General features: G+C 52.2%; 15 protein-coding genes. 1 reads left to right on the top strand and 14 read right to left on the bottom strand.

Going from position 1 to position 18,435, the window contains the following annotated elements:
• Window positions 1–50: 50 nt before the first annotated feature.
• The 11 genes from ACLD72_RS12320 to ACLD72_RS12270 form a co-directional block, all read right to left on the bottom strand.
• On the bottom strand, window positions 51–1,154 hold the full coding sequence (locus ACLD72_RS12320) for a response regulator (RefSeq protein ID WP_410999739.1): 1,104 nt from the start codon (window positions 1,152–1,154) through the stop codon (window positions 51–53).
• On the bottom strand, window positions 1,126–4,305 hold the full coding sequence (locus tag ACLD72_RS12315) for an ATP-binding protein (RefSeq protein ID WP_410999737.1): 3,180 nt from the start codon (window positions 4,303–4,305) through the stop codon (window positions 1,126–1,128). The genes ACLD72_RS12320 and ACLD72_RS12315 overlap by 29 nt, the downstream gene beginning before the upstream one ends.
• 187 nt (window positions 4,306–4,492) lie before the next feature.
• Window positions 4,493–5,074, bottom strand: coding sequence for an NAD(P)H-dependent oxidoreductase (locus tag ACLD72_RS12310; protein WP_410999735.1), 582 nt, complete (start codon window positions 5,072–5,074; stop codon window positions 4,493–4,495).
• 88 nt (window positions 5,075–5,162) lie between these two features.
• Window positions 5,163–5,585, bottom strand: coding sequence for a MarR family winged helix-turn-helix transcriptional regulator (locus tag ACLD72_RS12305; RefSeq protein ID WP_410999817.1), 423 nt, complete (start codon window positions 5,583–5,585; stop codon window positions 5,163–5,165).
• 190 nt (window positions 5,586–5,775) lie between these two features.
• Entirely contained in the window at window positions 5,776–6,969 is a 1,194-nt protein-coding gene (locus ACLD72_RS12300; protein ID WP_410999733.1) for a glycoside hydrolase family 88 protein, read from the bottom strand.
• Between the two features lie 33 nt (window positions 6,970–7,002).
• On the bottom strand, window positions 7,003–7,191 hold the full coding sequence (locus ACLD72_RS12295) for a hypothetical protein (protein ID WP_458475787.1): 189 nt from the start codon (window positions 7,189–7,191) through the stop codon (window positions 7,003–7,005).
• A gap of 43 nt (window positions 7,192–7,234) precedes the next feature.
• Window positions 7,235–8,071, bottom strand: coding sequence for a carbohydrate ABC transporter permease (locus ACLD72_RS12290; RefSeq protein WP_410999729.1), 837 nt, complete (start codon window positions 8,069–8,071; stop codon window positions 7,235–7,237).
• The gene (locus ACLD72_RS12285) at window positions 8,071–8,997 is read right to left on the bottom strand and encodes a carbohydrate ABC transporter permease (RefSeq protein ID WP_410999727.1); all 927 of its coding nucleotides are present in this window, start codon (window positions 8,995–8,997) and stop codon (window positions 8,071–8,073) included. The genes ACLD72_RS12290 and ACLD72_RS12285 overlap by 1 nt, the downstream gene beginning before the upstream one ends.
• Before the next feature lie 81 nt (window positions 8,998–9,078).
• Window positions 9,079–10,425, bottom strand: coding sequence for an ABC transporter substrate-binding protein (locus tag ACLD72_RS12280; RefSeq protein WP_410999725.1), 1,347 nt, complete (start codon window positions 10,423–10,425; stop codon window positions 9,079–9,081).
• A 194-nt stretch (window positions 10,426–10,619) separates the two neighbouring features.
• Window positions 10,620–12,401 carry a sensor histidine kinase gene (locus tag ACLD72_RS12275; protein ID WP_410999723.1) on the bottom strand — a complete coding sequence of 594 codons (1,782 nt, stop codon included), beginning with the start codon at window positions 12,399–12,401 and terminating at the stop codon, window positions 10,620–10,622.
• 11 nt (window positions 12,402–12,412) lie between these two features.
• Window positions 12,413–14,008 carry a response regulator gene (locus ACLD72_RS12270; protein ID WP_410999721.1) on the bottom strand — a complete coding sequence of 532 codons (1,596 nt, stop codon included), beginning with the start codon at window positions 14,006–14,008 and terminating at the stop codon, window positions 12,413–12,415.
• A gap of 305 nt (window positions 14,009–14,313) precedes the next feature.
• Here ACLD72_RS12270 and ACLD72_RS12265 point away from each other — a divergent pair, with 305 nt between their 5' ends.
• Entirely contained in the window at window positions 14,314–14,535 is a 222-nt protein-coding gene (locus ACLD72_RS12265; RefSeq protein ID WP_410999719.1) for a hypothetical protein, read from the top strand.
• Window positions 14,536–14,631: 96 nt separating this feature from the next.
• On the opposite strand, the gene ACLD72_RS12260 is transcribed toward ACLD72_RS12265, so the two are convergent.
• From ACLD72_RS12260 to ACLD72_RS12250, 3 genes are all read right to left on the bottom strand, one after another.
• On the bottom strand, window positions 14,632–15,414 hold the full coding sequence (locus ACLD72_RS12260; protein WP_410999717.1) for an SDR family NAD(P)-dependent oxidoreductase: 783 nt from the start codon (window positions 15,412–15,414) through the stop codon (window positions 14,632–14,634).
• Between the two features lie 594 nt (window positions 15,415–16,008).
• Complete coding sequence (locus ACLD72_RS12255; protein ID WP_410999715.1) at window positions 16,009–16,677, bottom strand: bifunctional 2-keto-4-hydroxyglutarate aldolase/2-keto-3-deoxy-6-phosphogluconate aldolase; 669 nt, start codon at window positions 16,675–16,677, stop codon at window positions 16,009–16,011.
• Between the two features lie 42 nt (window positions 16,678–16,719).
• The gene (locus ACLD72_RS12250; protein WP_410999713.1) at window positions 16,720–18,372 is read right to left on the bottom strand and encodes a hypothetical protein; all 1,653 of its coding nucleotides are present in this window, start codon (window positions 18,370–18,372) and stop codon (window positions 16,720–16,722) included.
• Window positions 18,373–18,435: the final 63 nt, after the last annotated feature.

Raw genomic sequence — 18,435 nt, 5'->3', positions numbered from 1 at the left:
AAACAAAGCTCCGAAAGTCTACCGCTTCCGAAGCTTCGCTGCATAAGCGTTTATGATTTTAACGTAGTGATCACCGCACGGATTTGCTCATTGGGCAACACTCCAAGCTCCTGCCGCAGCAGTTCCTCAAGCTTCCGGTATTGCCTAAGCGCCTCATTCTTCCTGCCCAGCCGAATATAGATGCGAATCACTTCCAGAGCGATGTCCTCCCTTAAAGCATCGAGTTCCATAATGATGCAAAAGTAATGCAGCGCCTGCATAAAATCTTCCTGCCCCAAGTGCTGCCTTGCGACATGCTCCAGCATCCGGATGTAATCCTGTTCAAGCCGCCGCGCGATATCGGCCGCCCACTCATAAGTTTTTCCTTTGAGCAACGGTCCGGCATACAAAGCCTCCGCCCGCTTAATCATGGACGAACTACTTTCCGGCGCCTGCCTCATGTCCGTCAGCAACCGTTCAAATTCGTACAAATCGCAAAAAAGGCCGCCCGCTTCAATGCGAATTTCGTTTTTGCCGGAAATGATCCTGCTCCCCGTTTTGGACTCGTCAATCGCCTTGCGGATATAATAAAGCGTCGAATTTAAGTTCTTCCATGCGTTTTCCGGAGCAAGGCCGCTCCATAACGTATCGATGATTTCTTCGCGGCTGACGGTACGCCGGCAAATCAGGTAAGCAAACAGTTCTATGGTTTTCGGGCTCCGCAGCTTAAGCGGTTCCCGCAAGAGGCCGCTGCGGTAAATTTGGAATCCGTTGAACAGCCTAATATCGAGCTCGGGTACCGGCGGCTTTAATCCGCCTCTTCCGCCGACTTTATCCAATGTTTTGGCCACCCGCTGCACGGTGACCGGCTTGAGCAAATAATCCAGCGCGCTCAGTTCAAAGGCTTGTACCGCATACGAGTCGTAACCGGTGACAAAGACGATGTAAATCGCTTCATCCAGCTCCTGCAGACGGCTGGAAAGCTTCATTCCATCGATTTCCGGCATGGAAATATCGAGAAAAGCTACGTCTATCGGATGCGATTTGACATACTCATAAGCTTCATGCGGGTTTTGAAACGTCCGGCAGCTCTCCACTCGTCCGCTCTCCGCCAAAATTCTCGATAGCCGTTTTAACGACAGTTCTTCATCGTCCACGATCATCGTCCGCAGCATGCCTTTTCCTCCCGTCCGTTACTGTGGTTTGTCCAGGAATATCGAAGGAAACCTTGGTGCCGATTCCTTCGGCGCTTTCAATAGAGATCCCTCTCCCGTAAAGCAGCTTGAGGCGTTGACTGATATTCCACAATCCGACGCCTTTTTGATACCTATCCTTGCTCAGCACATCCTTCAGCTTCCGTTCGCTCATCCCGCGTCCATCATCCTCCACGGAAAAATGGATCCCGGACTCGCTTGTTTTCTTGACGCTGATTTTCACCTTTCCGCCCTGCAAATGGGACATCAAGCCATGCCGAATGGCATTTTCCACCAGAGGTTGTAAAATCAGCGGCGGAATTTGAAGCGACGGCTCGGCATCCACCTCATATTCGACCTCCAGCCGCTCGCCGAATCGCGCTTTCTCGATATGAACGTAAGCGGCCAGCAGCTCCAGTTCATTCCCCAAAGTCGACAGCGAAACCAATTGCTTGAAGTCAAAGCTGCCCCTTAAATAGCGGGAGAGTTCCAACGTCAGTTCCTCCGCCTGCCCGGGAGCTTGAACGCATAACTCGGCAATCGAGTTGAGCGCATTGTAGAGAAAATGCGGATTGATCTGCGAACGCAAAAAGGCGATTTCCGCATCTTTGGCGTTCTTTACGGAAGCCTTCAATTCGGTCAAACTACGCACACGCGCCAGCAGTTCTTCGGATTCAAACGGCATGCCGACAAAATCGTTGGCTCCGTTTTCCACCGATAACTTCATGTCCTTCACCCGGTTTCTCGGCGTCAGCATCAAAACGGGAAGCTCAAACGGGGAAAACCGCTCCCTGATGCGGATCAGCACTTCATAGCCGCTCATATCCGGCAGCGTGATGTTCAATATGACCAAGGAAAAAGACTTCCCTGCGGCGATTTCCTCCAGCGCTTGCTGCCCGCGGTTGACGAACACTGCCGAGTAGCCTTCCAGTTTCAGCAAGTTGGACATGGCTTGCAGGTTGGCCAAATCATTTTCTACGACCAGGATCGTTTCATCGCTTGTCCCCGGAACGTAAATGGGGTATTCCGCAGAAAGAGGCGCCTCCTTGCGCCCATTGGCCGGCTCATTCGAGTGGCTGAATGCGAACCCCGTCGCCAGGCTTGCGTTTATCGCCTTGTCCGTATTTTCCGAAAATGAATCCGCGAGCGGCAGGGTAAAGTGAAGCGCCATGCCTTTCCCCGGGGCGGAGCGGGCGCTGATCGTTCCGCCATGGAGCTCCACCAGCTTCTTGGTGATGCTTAATCCGAGAACGGTGCCGCCATACGGATTTTCCGCGGAATCCTCCCGGTCTTCCAAGCTTTGAAACAGACGATCGATCATATCCTCCGCCATGCCCGCGCCGCTGCTCCTTACCGTGATCCTGATTTGATTCCTGAGGATTTCCCCGTTAACTTCAACAATTCCCCGCTCTGAAGCTTTGATCGCGTAACCAAGCAAATTGTGCAAAATCTGAATCAGCCGGTTGCTGTCCGCGTAAACGGCCGGCCATTTGTCTGGCACCTTGTTAACCAGCCGGATCTGCCTTCCGCTAAGCAAAAACATGTGCACCCGGATCACCGAGTCGACCGCGTCCTTAAGGTGGATGCGGGTTTTAAAAAGTTTGATGTCGCCATGTTTTATTTTCGAGTAGTCCAGCAGTTCGTTAACGATAAACGTCAGCCTCCGGCCGCTGCTGATGACGACGTTCAAATTGAGCGCCTGGCTGTCGGAAACGGGTCCCTCCGCTCCCTTCAGCAGCGAATCCGCGATCGTCACGATGTTGTTTAACGGCGCGGTCAACCGCTGCGAGGTGTCGGACAGAAAATCGTCCTTGATTTCGTCGAGCCGGATCAAATCGTTTTTCATTTCATTGACCGTGTGATACGCTTCAAAGAACTTTTGCACAACCAGGAAAACCATGATGACGTTGAAAATAAGGATATACAGCTGCTCCAACCAAAGGCTCTCTTTCAAGGAAAGGGCAAATAAAATCGTATCCAGGGAATATAAGTTGATCGTCAGAATCGCCATAAACAGCAACAACGAATTAAATCGCTCGCTTCGCTTGCTCTTAATGAAAATCACAGCGAATTCCCACAGCAGCCAAATAAGCAAAAATTCATATACCACCATCACGTAGGGCTGCAGCGGGGTATAACCCCCGATCGGCAAAATTGCGATCAGAACGAGATCACAAGCCAAAAGCGCGATAACGGCCTGAATCAGTTTGAGAGAAGTGAGGCTTTTTTGCGATTTATAAAAGAAGCAGGCCAGCAATATAAAACAGGTGATCGCGCTCATATCCTTGATTTTGTAGATCGTCTCAAACGAAACCCCCGGCAGGAACAGCAAAAGCGGACGTTCTCCGATCAAACCGTGATAAACCACGAACAACAGGCAAATGGCTGCGGACCAAAGCACCAAATTGTCTTTCCTGCGGTATAACGCGGCTGCAACATAGCAGATGAAATAGATGAGAGCGAGGATGCCTAACGCCGCCAGTGTACTGAATTCAAGGGCCAGCGCCTTCTTCTGGTGCTGAACCATGGCAGCTTGCTCACCAAAATAAAGGGAAACGGGAATCCCGGCATTCACATAATCGTAATTGGCGACCTGGACGATAATTTCAACATCCTCCGGCCCGGCAGCAAAATACCCCATTTGCGGAATATTCCCCGCTTTATACGTTTCCGGCCGCCCGGACGGCTTGCCGTCGTCAAACAGTTTTTGTCCGTTGACGTAAACCGTACTGGAAAAGCGGATATTCGTTTTTTTGAGCGCAAAGATGCCGCCATGGGGCAAATTTTTCAGAACGGCCCGGTAGGTTGCGAATCCGTAGGCAGGCAGCGTTACACCGTTTACCCGTTTGCCGTTCCACGTCGAAGGAACCTCCATGAGGGCGTCGTAAACCGGTTTGTCCTTCCCCATAGGAGCGAAATCGTCCGGTGAGAGCAGCTTGTGCCAATAAAACTCCCAATCGCCGTCCAAATTAATCCGCCCATGTTGTTCATAATCCCAGGAACTGAGGTCCAAAACTCCATTCCGAATTCGTAAGTCCTGTACCGTCTTGCCGTTCCATATGTATATCGATAACGGAATGAAGGCCGAAAAAATCAAGCCGATCAAACAGATGATAACAATTCGTTTTAACACCGCGCGGCTCCTTCGTTGAAATAACATAAACCCAAGTGATTTTCATTTTAATGGGTTTTCGGGAGAATATACAATATATAAATATAGGCGTATCCGAATTTCCGCTTTCGGTGATTTTAGAAAAACGTAGTTACCGTCATACAAAAAAACCGGTGCGGATTACCGCACCAGGTTTCAAGAACTTCCTTTAAAATAAAGAATTAATTGTTTCTTCAACCTCTTTCAAATGTCCCTTAAGGGCCTCTTCGCCAACGCTTGGAACATTGCCGAACAGCAAATGTCCAACGGATTCAATGCCCGTGAAGGCAAAAATACCCGTTGTCGAAGTAAGTTTCAGCGCTTCGCTCATGCCGATTTGATCGTAAATTTCTTTAGGCGTACCGTGGGTGTTGATAATCAGCCCTTTTTTGCCTTTCAGCAGTTGATCAATGCCTTCAGCGCCATAGGCATAAGCAAAGCCGTATGCAAATACCCGATCAACGTATCCTTTGAGAATCGCAGGCAATCCCGTCCACCAAATGGGATAAATGAACGTAATAACGTCCGCTTGAGCGATATATTCCTGTTCCGTTTTAATATCCGCAGGAGTTTGTCCGGCTTTCATAGCTTGCGTATCTTCAGGTTTAAGAACAGGTTGGAAACCGAGTGCATACAAATCACGTACGACAACCTCATGCCCTTTGCTTTTCAGTGTACCTGCCGCAGTCTCCAGAATGGCGTGGTTGAAGCTTTCTTGGCTAGGATGAGCGTAGACGATCAAATGTTTCATGACTAGTACCTCCGCATTAGCAATATTTTTGATTATTATTCAAAGTTACATAGATATCTATGCACTAGATTAAAAAAAATTTTACTGTTTAGAACCTGCGATAAACATGGTCCAACAATTTTTCAAGCTGCTCTCTTTCTGAATCGGATAAGCCCCCATAGATCACTTCGTTCAAGACATCTGAAATAGATTGGAAAACAGGCTCCAATTCCATTCCCTTGTCCGTCAGGTATATAGAGGTTACTCTCGCATCCTCCTTCCCTTTGGTTCTCTTGACATACCCAAGCTTTTCCAACTTGTTCACCAGTACCGTAACGGTTGGCTGCGTACGATGGATTTTCTCGGCAAGCTCCTTGATGGACAACCCGTCTTCCTGATAAAGACGAGCCAAAATATCCCCATGAGAAGGAACTATCCCTTCAATGCCTCTACGCTCCAGCTCGAATATAATCCTGCTGTTAACAGCTTCGTGAATTCTTCCAATCATGGAAGCAGAATTGTATTTTAGCATGATCCGATTATACATAGATATCTATGAATCGTCAATATTTGTGATTGTACAAAAAGACGACCACGCCGAGTTTAACTAAGGTCGTCTTTGCTGTCTTTTCCAAGAAACTCCTTGCCCCTCCGCTCAAACTATAACATCCTCAGCCTTTCATCTCTCCCGGCACAATTTTTTTGATCCGTTCATGTACCTTTTAACTGTCCGGTTTGACGGGATGCTCGATATAATCGAAGTAATCGAAATCGCCATGCTTGCCCTTCAGCTTGAATAACGCCTTGATAAAATAATAATCGCCGTAAATAATCGGGTGATGATGCGTCTTGGCATGGTAGGCTCCGGAACCGTATAGCAGGAATTGGTCGGTATCCGGCGACCAATCGATTCGCGATTCGTCCAGCGTTTTCAGCAGCTTCAGCGCCGCCGCCGCATACGATCGGCTTTCGTGCCCGCCTACGTCCTCGGCGATCTCGATCAGCCCGCAGGCCGCGATGGCCGCAGCCGTATCGTCCGCCAGTTTCGGCTCCTCCGGTTGGCGGAAATCGACCGGGATGATCCCGTCCTCCGGAATGTTCGCCATAAAATAATGCGCCACCCGCTTGGCCGTCTGCAAATACTCGTCTTTCCCGGTATAACTATAGCTCATCATGAATCCGTACCAGGCCCAGGTCTGTCCGCGCGTCCAAGAGGAGCCTTCTCCGTAGCCCTGTCCGCCGTGCGTACGGACCACGCCGCCGTTAAAAGGATCGAATTCGACGATGTGATTGACGGAGCCGTCGGGACGGACAAACGCCGACATGGCCGTATCCGCGTGTTTCATCGCGATTTGCTTGAAGCGCGGGTCGCCCGTTTCTTCCGTGGCCCAGTACAGCAGCGGAATGTTGAGCATACAGTCGATGATCGCCCAGCCCCGCGTATCCCCTTCCTTCAGATCGTTCCAGGCGCGAATGAAGCCTCCCGCCAAATTGAACCGGCCCGCCAGCAGGTTTGCGGCATGCAGCGCCCGCTTGCGGGATTCCGGATTCCCCGTCACCCGGTAATTCGCGACGCTGGTCGGCAGCCACATGAAACCAACGTCATGATGCAGGCCGTAAAATTCCTCAAAGCACCGGTCCAGCTTCGCTTCGGAAATTTGCGCAATTTCTTTGTATTTTTCGTCTCCGGTTTCATGGTACATCAGCCATAACATGCCTGCCCAGAAACCGTTCGTCCACCAGTTGATGCCATCTGCAACGTCACCCGTCGGATTTTCCGTAGCCCGGTCGTCATGCACGCCGTTTACGGTCGTATAAGGAATTTTGTTCCGGGAACGCTCGCTGACCGCGTCCATCTTGACCGTCACTTTGGCGATGACGTCATTCAACCATTGCTGCTCTGTATCCTTTAACAAAGGGTGTCCCTTCCTTTCATCGTGAATTTGCTCTTAACCACGAATACCCGATGATTCGCTTGTTGAAATGTTCGTCGTGGAAGCGGTCGTCGTACCCCCATTTCCGCTGTAACTCCACAATCCGGCCTCCATGTAAAAGCTGCGCAGCAAATTGACATTGGTCAATCGCATGACATAATCTTTGTTCAGCTGAAATCGGCCATATATCGTAGCTTGCGGCAACAGAATAAATTTTGCACAAAACCGCAATCGACGTAAAAGGCTCCTAGCCTTTCGTCGCTCCCGCCGCAATCCCTTTGACGAAATATTTCTGCAGGAAAATAAAGGTGAGCAGCACAGGCACGACCGACATCGTTGTACCGGCAAAGATCATATCCCAGCGGGAGGAGAACTCGCCGATATAGCGGTAAATTTCCACGACCATCGTCTTCGGTTCACCGGACGGCAGGACGAGCATCGGCATCAGGAAGTCGTTCCAGATACCTAGCCCGTTCAGCACGACCATGCTGGCCGTTACCGGGCCGAGCAGCGGGAACACGATGTTCCAGAAAATCCGCACCCGGGAGCAGCCGTCGATTTCCGCCGCTTCCTCGATTTCCTCCGGGATCCCCTTGACGAAACTGGAATACAGCAGGCTGCCGAAGCCGACCGAACCGGCGACGTATATCATGATTGGCCCCGCCAAGCTACCGTAAAACCCCAGTAATTTGAGCTCTTTGAACAGGGGGATCATGTAGGCCTGGAACGGAATCATCATCCCGGCGAGAAAATACAGAAAGACGAATTTCGTCCATTTCGCGTTCCGCCGCTGGATGGCGTATCCGGCCATCGGAATGAACAGCACCTGGAACACAATCGATACGACCGTCAAAATCAAACTGTTTACGATCGCCTGCGGGTAGTTCGTTTCCGTCAGCAGGTATTTGAAGCTTTCCAAGTACAATGATGTCGGAAGTGCGACCGCGTCTTTCATGATTTCCGCATTGCTCTTAAAGGCGGACATGATGTTGAAGAAGATCGGGAAGAAGAAAAATACCGCCGCGATGACCGTCGCCATTAATATCAAAACATCGATCACGAGCTTACGTGTTTGCAACGACATTACATTTCGACCTCCCTTTTTTGGAGAATCTTCACTTGTAACACGGTAATAATCAAAATAATGAAAAACAACACCATGGCCAGCGCCGTCCCGAACCCTTGCCGCAGCTCGCCGAATCCGACCTTATAGATCAGATAGGTTAATGTTTCGGTTTCAAAGCCGGGACCGCCGTCCGTCATGACCGCGATCTGATCGAAGATTTTCAGGGCGCTGATCATGGACAAGACCATGCATACGGTCACCGATCCGGCCAGCAGCGGAAACGTGATATGGCGGAACTGCTGCCAGCCGTTTGCGCCGTCGATGCTGGCCGCTTCGTTCATTTCCTGGGGAATACCCTGAAGTCCGGCGAGATATATGATCATATAATAGCCGGCGCCTTTCCAGACCGTGGATAAAAGAATCGCCAGCATAGCGTAGCGTGGATCTCCAAGCCAATCAACCGCGAAAGCCCCGAGGCCGATCTTGGCCAGCAATTGGCCTACGACGCCAAAGTTGTAATTCAGCATCATCGCCCAGACGAACCCCATCACGATGCCGCTAAGCAGCGTGGGGAAATAAAAGATGCTGCGGAATATTTTGCTCAGCCAGCGCACTTTGTCGACCAGCATCGCGAGCAGAATGGCAAACAAGTTCTCAAGAACGACAAGGCTGATCGTTAAGATCAACGTGTTCTGGAGCGCGTTATGGACGCGCGGACTATTCCAAATTTCCACGAAGTTGGCCAGTCCGATAAACCGTACGTCGGCGCTAATGCCGTCCCATGACGTGAAGCTGTAATAGACGCTGCCAAACGTCGGAACGATCACAAACAATGTATACAAAATAAAGGACGGCAAGATGAAGAACAATGCATAAGACTGCCATTTTTTCTTCTTTTTCGTAGCAGCATACGTTTTTCCGGAATTAACGGCAGGTGCAGCCATGGTTGTCTCCCTCCTTCGGAACGCTTGAGATTAAAGAGGAACCTCCCCGAAGGAGGTTCCTGCGGTTTTTGCCGGGCTGCCTTACATCGCATTGGCTTTGACTTCGTTGTCGTATTCCGTGTCCGCCTGCTTCATGTATTCCAGAACGTCCCCATCCTTTGCGACCAGTTCCTGAAGCAGCTTGTAATACCAGTTGCGGAACTGCGGGGGAATTTGGTTTTCGCCCCACCAGTTGTTGATCGCCAGCGATTTTCTAACATTCGGATCGGCCATCAGACCGAGCACCACCTGCATCTGCTCGCTGGATTCATAGGTAACCTGCTCTTTGGTCGAAGGAATCGCATTGATGCTGGCCAAATACAGCGAATAGTTTTCCGGCTCGAAGAAGAAGCGGATAAACTGTTTGATCGCTTCCACCTTGTCCGCATCTTTGGAGGCCTCCGCCGATATGGACCAGCCGGCCGGAGAAGGCAGGCCGATCACGTTTACGTTGCCTTCGCGGTCAGGGAGCGCGTAAAAGCCGAATTCGAAATTCGGGTCGGCTTCGGCGATCTGCGTGAACATCCATGTTCCGGAGTACAACTGCGCCGCTTTTCCGCTTACCAGGAAGGATGCCGTCTGATTGTCGCCCGTGCTCAGCCAGCCTTTATCGACGTAATTTTGGAACAGCTCTTTATAGTCCGTCATCGCTTGCACGACGTTCGCGTCGGTGAAGCTCGCCTCTTTGGCCGTACGTTTCGAGTTCCAATCCGGATCGTTTGCGTACACCTGGTCGATCAGGAACTTGTTGACCCAAAAGCCCATATGGAAAATATCTTTGCCGCCGACCACGATCGGCGAAATGCCGCTGGCCTTCAGCTTCTCCTGGATATCGATGAATTCGTCGTACGTTTTCGGCAGCTCGGTGATGCCAGCCTGCTCATACGCTTTCTTGCTGTAAATGATCCCCTGCGGCGAGTTGACCTGCATCGGCGCATTCCATACCTTGCCGTCCACCTTCGGCGGGTCGTTGAACAACTCCAGCAAATCGGACGGCAGTTCTACGATTTTGCCCGCATCGGCAAACACTTCCGTATCCCGCATTTCCACCAAGTCCGGGAACTCGCCGACCGCATCCTTCGTTTTCAGCCAATCCAGATAAGCGGCGGACGACGTTTCGCTGATATCTTTGATTTTGATCTGCGGATTCGCTTCCATAAATCGCTGAACCGTATCGGCGATCGCTTTTTTCGTGGCAGGGTCGCCGGAAGCGTAGCCGATCGTAAAGCTGATCTCTTTCGGAGCATCTCCCCCGGCGGCATTTCCATTGCTGCCGGTTGAAGGCGTTGTCGCCGTATTTCCGCCGGAGTTGCCTCCGCCGCATGCGCTGAGCACCATGAATGCCGCCAAGACCAGGGCGGAAAGTTTTGAGCCTCTTTTTCTAATCATCTTTAAAGTAACCTCCCTTTGTTCCTGCGAACTGGAAACGGATGAAACGATGTGCGCACCACCGTTTTGAAAACGTTTCCTTAGTTCAAGCATAACATCTGCCTTTCTCGGGCAGAATGAACTTTTTTAAGCTCGGCATGCGTATTTTTAAGAAAGCCAGGGCAGCCGCAAGCACAAAAAAACGAACGGAAAGTTTACGTTCCCGTCCGTTCTGCCGCCGTTTCCTCCACAATGGGAAAAGTAAGCACAATCGAGGTGCCGACATGCTCCCGGCTGTTGATGACGATCCCATAGGGTTCGCCGAAGACCGATTTGATCCGCTCATGCACGTTTTTGAGCCCGATGTTTTTGCCGGGAGCTTCGGGATCGTTCAGCGCGCGGTTCAAACGCATTAGTGTATCGAAACTCATCCCGACGCCGTCATCATAAACCGTGATGACAATGGTCCGCTCGCGTCTTTCGACGGTAAGCCCGACCGTACCTCTCCCCCGCTGCTTTAACCCATGCTGGATCGCGTTCTCGACGATCGGCTGCAGGGAGAGCTTTAAGATTTGCCAATGCAAATCCACTTCCGGAGCAACATGGCAGCTGAACTCAAAGCGCTGATCGTAGCGGACCGAAATAATGTAAAAGTAGTCTCTGATATTGTCCAGTTCGCTGCGGATGCTGACCTTCTCCTCGCCGTAATCGATGACGTATTTCAGCTGATTGGAGAGCGAGAGAATCATGTCGGCCACTTCATGGTCATCTTTATCCACCGCGCTCATCCGGATCACTTCAAGGGTGTTGTACAAAAAATGCGGGCGGATTTGGCTTTTCAGCGCGTTTAATTCCGTTTGCTTCTGTTTGATCTGCGCCACGTAAGCTTCGTCGATGTACGCCTTCAAACGCTCGACCATCCGGTTGAAGCTATGGCTAAGCCTGCCGAACTCGTCGTTGCTGTGCACCTCCACCTGCGTATCGAGGTTTCCCGATTCGACTTTGGCCATTTGCTTCATCAGCCTGAGGATCGGCGCGGACAACCGCCGCGAGAACCAGGCGCCCATCACGACAAGCGAAGCGGCACACAGCGCGATGGCGATAAACACGGTCATTCGCACCGATAGCAACTGCTGAAACAACGAAGCGCGATGAATTCGCGCGGTAAGGCTGCCGTTCAGAAACGGGATCGGCTCCGAGATCACCATCATTCCTTGATCCGGCTTGGGCTTATCCTGTTCCCCAGGCGAAAGGGCCACCTCCTCCCGATTGCTGAAATAGACGTTGCCGTCCCCGTCCAGTAAATACAGTTCGTCTTGCTCCCGCAGATGAAGCTCCTTGAAATACTGATCGAAAATCGCGGCGTCCACGTCCAGAAACAACGTGCCGACGATCTTCGGCTCGGCCGTCACTTTGCCGGAAATATCGATCAGGCTGCGGCCGATGGTAAACACTTTGCGGCCTGATGCCAGGTAATAATCGTCGGTATGCGTAGGGAAGATCGCCACTTTGGAAGGATTGGCGCTCATTTGCCGACGCCATGCTCCATAAGGCAGTAGTTCCGCGTCCATCCCCCTGTTTTCTTTTTCCTGATAATACAGTTTCCCGTCCCGCTCCCGGACAAAATACACGCTGCTGATATAATTGTCGCTGTACAGCAACGTCTTTAGAAACGAATTGATCGGAATATTGTTGATTTGTTCCAGTTCATCGACATTATAAGTCTGGTTTTGCCTGGAGCTTTCAATGAAGCCTTCGTAGTTGCCGGTATACATCAGCTTCGACACTTCGTTATATTCATTAAAAGCGGTGTTTAGGTTATAGCTCATGTACGTGACCATCTGCTGCAAATTCCCGGTGGTATACCGCTCTACATACCTCGTAAACGTGTTCACCGAAAAAAGGCTCAGCGTAAACAGCGGAACCAGCCCGACCAAAATGAAGGCCCCCGAAAATTTAACGAAAATGCTGGTAAATTTTTTGCTGCGTAAGCGCATATGCCCCTCTCCTATTCCACGCTGGCGGATTGCCGATACTCCTGCGGCAGCTTGCCGTACATCTTTTTGAACATGTCGCTGAAATGGCGGGCGTTGTTGTAGCCGACTCGCTCGGCGATTTCATAAATCATCAGGTCCGTTTCCAAAAGCAGGCGGAGCGCATGCTTCATCCGTTCCTCCGTCAAATACTGCTTGAAATTTTTCCCGGTATGCTTTTTAAAAAAGCTGCTGAAATAGTACGGGTTCATATAAATCATGGCTGCCATGGACTCCAGCGTGATGCTCTCGGCGTAGTGCTTCTCCATATACGTTTGGATCCGGCGCAGCTCAGCGATTTCTTTGTTTGCCAGCTTATGGACGATCTGTTTGCAGGCATGCTCCACGATCGCCGCAAACTCCTTTTTTACGCCTTCATAAGTCGCATGCCCCGACAATCTCGCCAACAACGCGTTGGGATCATGGCCCGATGCGCCCAGCTGGATGCCGATTCTTTCCATATGCTGATCCAGCAGCAGGATCGCATTGTACGCGCTCATCACCGCCAGTTGCTTATCGTCCGCCGCCCGCCGCTCAATCGCCGCAAGAAGCCGGTTCGTCGCCACATGCAGTTCCTCCCTGTTCTGCGACATCAGCGCCTTGGCTATGTTCTCCTCCAACTCCGCGATGCTGCATAACTCTTCAGAGCGATCCGCCGCAGTTCCATCCGTCTCGATCACACGGTTAAGACCAGTGAAATATTTGTTGTTAAGCGCTTTCAACGCGGCGCGGTAGGAATCGGAGGCCGCCTCGATGCCGCATACCGGCCGGCCTATTCCAAGAGAAACCGGCAATTTGAGGAAAGCGTTGATCTTCCCGTGCAGGTCGTACGCCAACTTACACGGCTCGTCCGCGTGTTCATGCTGGATCAGGATCCCGAACCTTCCGTCTTTCTGAAACATCAAGCAGTTGCCGCCGGGCTCGATCGTTTCTTTGATAATGTTGTGCAGCGCGAAATGGACAAGCTTTCGTTCCCGTTCTTCCCAGCGGGAGGCGCTTCCCATCGTTTCATCCGGCTCCAGCATACAGACGCTCGTATGCCGGCTCAGCGCCATCGCGCCCATGCGGGTCAATTCGGAAGCCGCCCGCTTGTCCCCGTCCATCAAGCCGTCCAGCAGCTCTTCGATCGTCACGGTACGTTGTTTCCGTTTGTAATGGGTCAGCATTTCTCTGGCCCGCTCGCCTTCGTATTCCTCGCGGATCAGCGCCGCCGCCTTGCCGACGACGCTTTCCAAATGCGCTTTGTTCACCGGCTTGACCAAATAGTCTACAGCGCCGTATTGAAGCGCCTGCCGGGCATAGGCAAACTCCTGGTATGCGCTAATGAAAACGATTTTTACCTGCAGGGATTGTTCATGGATCTCGCGGATAATGTCGATGCCGCTGCATCCCGGCATGCTGATATCGCTGATGATCAGATCCGGGCGGCATTCGCGCAGCAATTGTCTCAGTTCGTTGCCGTCATTGGCCTCTCCGATCATCGAAAACCCCAATTCTTCCCAAGCTATCAGTTTTTTTAGACCGCGCAATATGACCGGCTCGTCGTCCGCCAATATGACCCTGATCCTCATGCCGCATTCCTCCCATCACAAGGGTATCACACCGAGCTCAAACGAAATGGAACGATTACGTGTTTTCCATTATACAGCTTCGTCACTTTACTTTAACATGCAGGTTTTCTCAGCTTACCGCTCGTTTTTAAGCTCCATGTGCATTTTTTTAAGTTTTTTGTAGTCCGGCATGCACAAAAAGACCGCCAAGCGGTTTTGTCCAAACGGGACTTCCAGATTACACGCATGGTACAAACCAAACAATCAATATATATGAAAAACAGCGAATACTGTTTCTTACATTACGGAAAAGGTGGAAACATCACATGGCCGAAACGAAACATCGTCCCTTTATATTTGTGACGATCAAGGCGTCTACGATCCGGAATTTTATCATCCTGGATTTAATCGCCGGAACCGGACTTTACTACCTGATTAAGCTGGCTACCGCGAGCGCATTGCTTGGCACGGTGGGCAGCGCTTTGGGAACGGAAGGGATGAAGCGAATTCCCGCATTGCGGTTCGCAAAGTTTATTTTTCGACATTAAAGAAGTAAAAGCGGCCCCGCCTTTTCCGGACAGGACCGCTATAGTTAGGTTTCATGACCGCATTTACCTGCGTTGCCGCGCCCCGCGCCGCCCGCGCTACAGCACCGCCGAGGTACCTCCGTCGATATTTACCGCTGTGCCGGTCACATACGACGCCGCGTCCGATACCAGAAAAGCGATAACCTTTGCGGCTTCTTCGGTTTGGCCGATGCGGCCAAGCGGGATGCCGAAGCGGGGATCGGCGGCGAATTGCTCCCAGGTAAGCTCTGGAGCCATCGCCTTCCATTTGCGCTCGATCTGACCGCTGCGGATGAGGCCAATGCAAACGGCGTTCACGCGGATGTTAGCGCGCGCCAAATCCTTGCTCATCGCCTTCGTTAAGGCGAGCCCGGCCGCCCGGCTGACCGAGGTGGGCAGCGAAGAGGCGCCGGGCGCTTTGCCGCTGATCGCGGTGACGTTGAGAATCGCGCCGCTTCCGTTCTTTCGCATATGGGGGATGACCGCCCGGGCGAAGTTCACCGCCCCGATCAGCTTGAGATCGAGGTCGGCGCCCCACGCTTCCGGTTCCACTTGCTCGAAGGGCTGAGCCGCCGAAGTACCGGCATTGTTCACGAGAATATCGATACCGCCAAACTCCGCGGCCGCCTGCTCCACGGCCCGGCACACCTCGGATTCCGAGGAGACGTCCGCCTGCAGGATAAGCGGTTTGACTCCCGTTTGTTCCTTTAGTTTGGCTTCCGCTTCCTCCAGCGCCTCAAGCCCGCGGGCTACAATCGCCACCCGCGCCCCTTCGCCGGCAAGCGTCAGGGCCGTAGCCAGACCGATGCCTTTGCTGCCGCCCGTGATGATCGCCCGCTTTCCTTTCAGTCCCAGATCCATGCCTCATTCCTCCCAAATAGTTGTCGATGCCTCGAAGCGCCATCAGATATTGAAAATCTGCCACCCGCCCCGACTTATCGGCTCGTAGTTCACCGCCACAAGAAATGTCGTGTGTGATAACGTCAGAGCTCCCGCACCAAGGTCGCCCCTCCACCTCTCATTGGAAAAATTCCAATAGATTGCCGAACAACGGTCTAAGTTTTGCCCCCACATTGGAAAATTTCCAATAGAATTCGCTCAAACCACCCATTTTGCGTCTGCCGAGTCTCATCTATTGGAAATAGTCCAATCAAGCTGCTGTATTTACCTCTCAATTTCCAATTCTATTGGATTATATCCAATCAGAACGTTGTGTCAGGCCGTGGAATCCCCGTTACCTGCCCCACCTGTTACCTGTTACCTGTTACCTGTTACCTGTTACCCGTCTGCAAACCCGAGACTATAATAGCCTGCAGCTCGTCCCCGCCGGAACTGTGCAGGATAGAATGTCACCAGATAGATTAACGCAGCCGTACGAAACAATCGCTGCCTATTGTGCGGCTAGTTTGTTTATTCGTACGGCTGCTCACGGCTGGTATTATATTTTCCGCAAAATTACTTCAATCCCTTGGCCTTCAAATATTCTTCCTTGTAGGCCGCCGCCTTTTTGGCGATCAGCGAGAAATTGCGTTGCTTCACCGCTTCGTTCGTCAAATCGGAGCCGATACCGACGGCCGCAGCGCCAGCTTTGATCCATTCGCCCAAATTGTCCAGCGATACGCCGCCAGTAGGCATGATGTTGGCCTGCGGCAACGGTCCTTTGATCGCCTTGATCATCGATGGATTATACAGGTTGCCCGGGAACAGCTTGACGATGTCCGCCCCCAGTTCTAGCGCCTCCTGGATTTCCTTGATCGTCATGCAGCCGGGCATGACAGGAATACGATATCTGTTGCAGAGCAGCACCGTATCGCGGTTCAGCGATGGCCCAACGACAAATTGGGCGCCGCTCAATATAGCCGCCCGCGCCGTCTCGGGATCGAGCACCGTGCCAACGCCGATAATCGCATAGTTCGACGCTTCTTTCGCATCCCAGGAGTATTTGCGGGCCAGCTTCTCGATCGCCTCCAGCGCAAACGGGATCGTCATCGTTACTTCGATCACTTTAATGCCGCCGGCAATCGCCTGTTCGGCCATTAACACGACTTCCTCCGGCGTCTCGCCGCGTAAAACGGCAACAACGCCCTCCTCGACGATTTTTTGTACGAGCTGCAGCTTTTTCATGGAAATTCCTCTTTTCTATTGATTCTCTATATTAAATGTAATCTAAAACGAATCATAATTCCACGTCAAACGTTGGCCGTTCAATTTCAGTTCTCCCGGATCGCCGGGACCTGATGCACACAAGGAAAGTCTGTCGCCGTTCAAGCTGACGGTGTACTCTACGCTCATCTTCCCAGCCGTCGCTGTGAATCGGGGCGCGCGGGCAGACATAGTCGAGGAAAAAGCCTTCAATTCGGCAATACCCAGCCGTTCGGCATCCTCAAGACCCATCGCTTCGATAACAGCGCCGCCCCGGCGCCCCCGGCATACGACCAGGTTATACCCGTCCTGATCACAGATTTCATAATAACCGGTCAGGTAAACGGCGAAAAACACGTCCTCCGCCCTGCCAAATATAGCATTCGCCCCAAACGTCCATTCTCCTTCCGGAAGCACGCCGATCACTAGATCCGGCACGTCCTCCGGCAGCGGGTACAGCGCCATGACGACGTTTTTGCGATACAGTACGCTAGTCCATTCGCTCTGATGGCGCGGGTCGCCGCCCTCCATATTATACCCTTCGCCAGGATGAAAAAAATACAGCTGATTCCCTTTCCCCTCTAGGCGCACGGGAAGACTGAACAACCAGCGGATCTGCTCGTTGTCGAATTCCTTCACTCTTTCCCAGAGTCCTCCGGCTGCAAAACGGTTCGTCACATATACGTAGGAATGCAGTTTGTGCTTCTCGCCATCAACCTCTTTGATGACCGCCCTGCAAACCTCGGCCGGCTCCGCATGCTCCAGCGCTCTACGGCGCGCGTTTTCGGGAGCTTCATAAAACAAGAACCCGGCATACTCCGTACGCGGCATTTCCTCCGGCAACCCGAAATCCCCAAACTGCACGTAATCGTGCAGCACATTGGCATCCTTCGGCGCATCATGCGGCCAGCCCCGGGAATGAGGGCCCGCCCAAGCCCCTTTCAAATAATAAAGCGCCCTGACCTCCCATAGATGGTCCAGCATTTCGGCGAGCTCAGCCTTTACTTCCGGCTCCTCGATCAGCGCCCAGGCGCAGGTGAAGGCTTGAACCCAATGCCAGAACCATGGCAGCCCCCCGTATTCCGCCATGCCCTCCCGGCGGATCTTCTCCAGCGTCTGCATCAGGCAGCGCCTTCCGTTCGCAAACAGCACGGCATCGTCATAACACCGTCCGAAAATCAGCTTGGCCGCCGTATATTTCGCCTCATGATGGCCGTAATGCACGAGCGGTTTGCGGTAAAATCCGCACTGATATACGTGCTCTAACGCGGCGTCGAAATGTTCCGCCAGTTCCTTGCTCATCTGCCCGCCATAGGTTTGGCGAAAAAACACCATGAGACTGCCCATCAGTTCAACCGGCAGAACATGCGGCGGCGCCTGTTCGGGCACCGGATCAAGGCCCAGCGGCCAATGGCCGTACAGCGGGCTGTCCGGGTTCGTATCCTGCAGCCGAAGGACGCGCAGCATTACCGCTTCGGCCAAACGTCTGCCCTCATCGCGGTCAAACGGCGGCTCCTCTTCCACATCCACCGCGGCGGCAAACAAATAGGATGCGTAATAAAAGTTATCCCGAACGTCCCCATGAAACCATAACCCGCTGTTCAGCAAAGGCCGATTCCATGCTCCGCGGGCCGCTTTTCCGGCGATTTCCTTCATTCTTTTTTGATAAGGGTTCATAACCGCTCCTTCCATCGCTTACGGATTCACGCAGATAATACTTGCCAAATGAACACAAACGGG

The sequence above is a fragment of the Paenibacillus lacisediminis genome, assembly GCF_046567315.2.
Note: the sequence above shows the minus strand (reverse complement) of the source record. Positions and strands in the feature narration are given on the sequence as shown.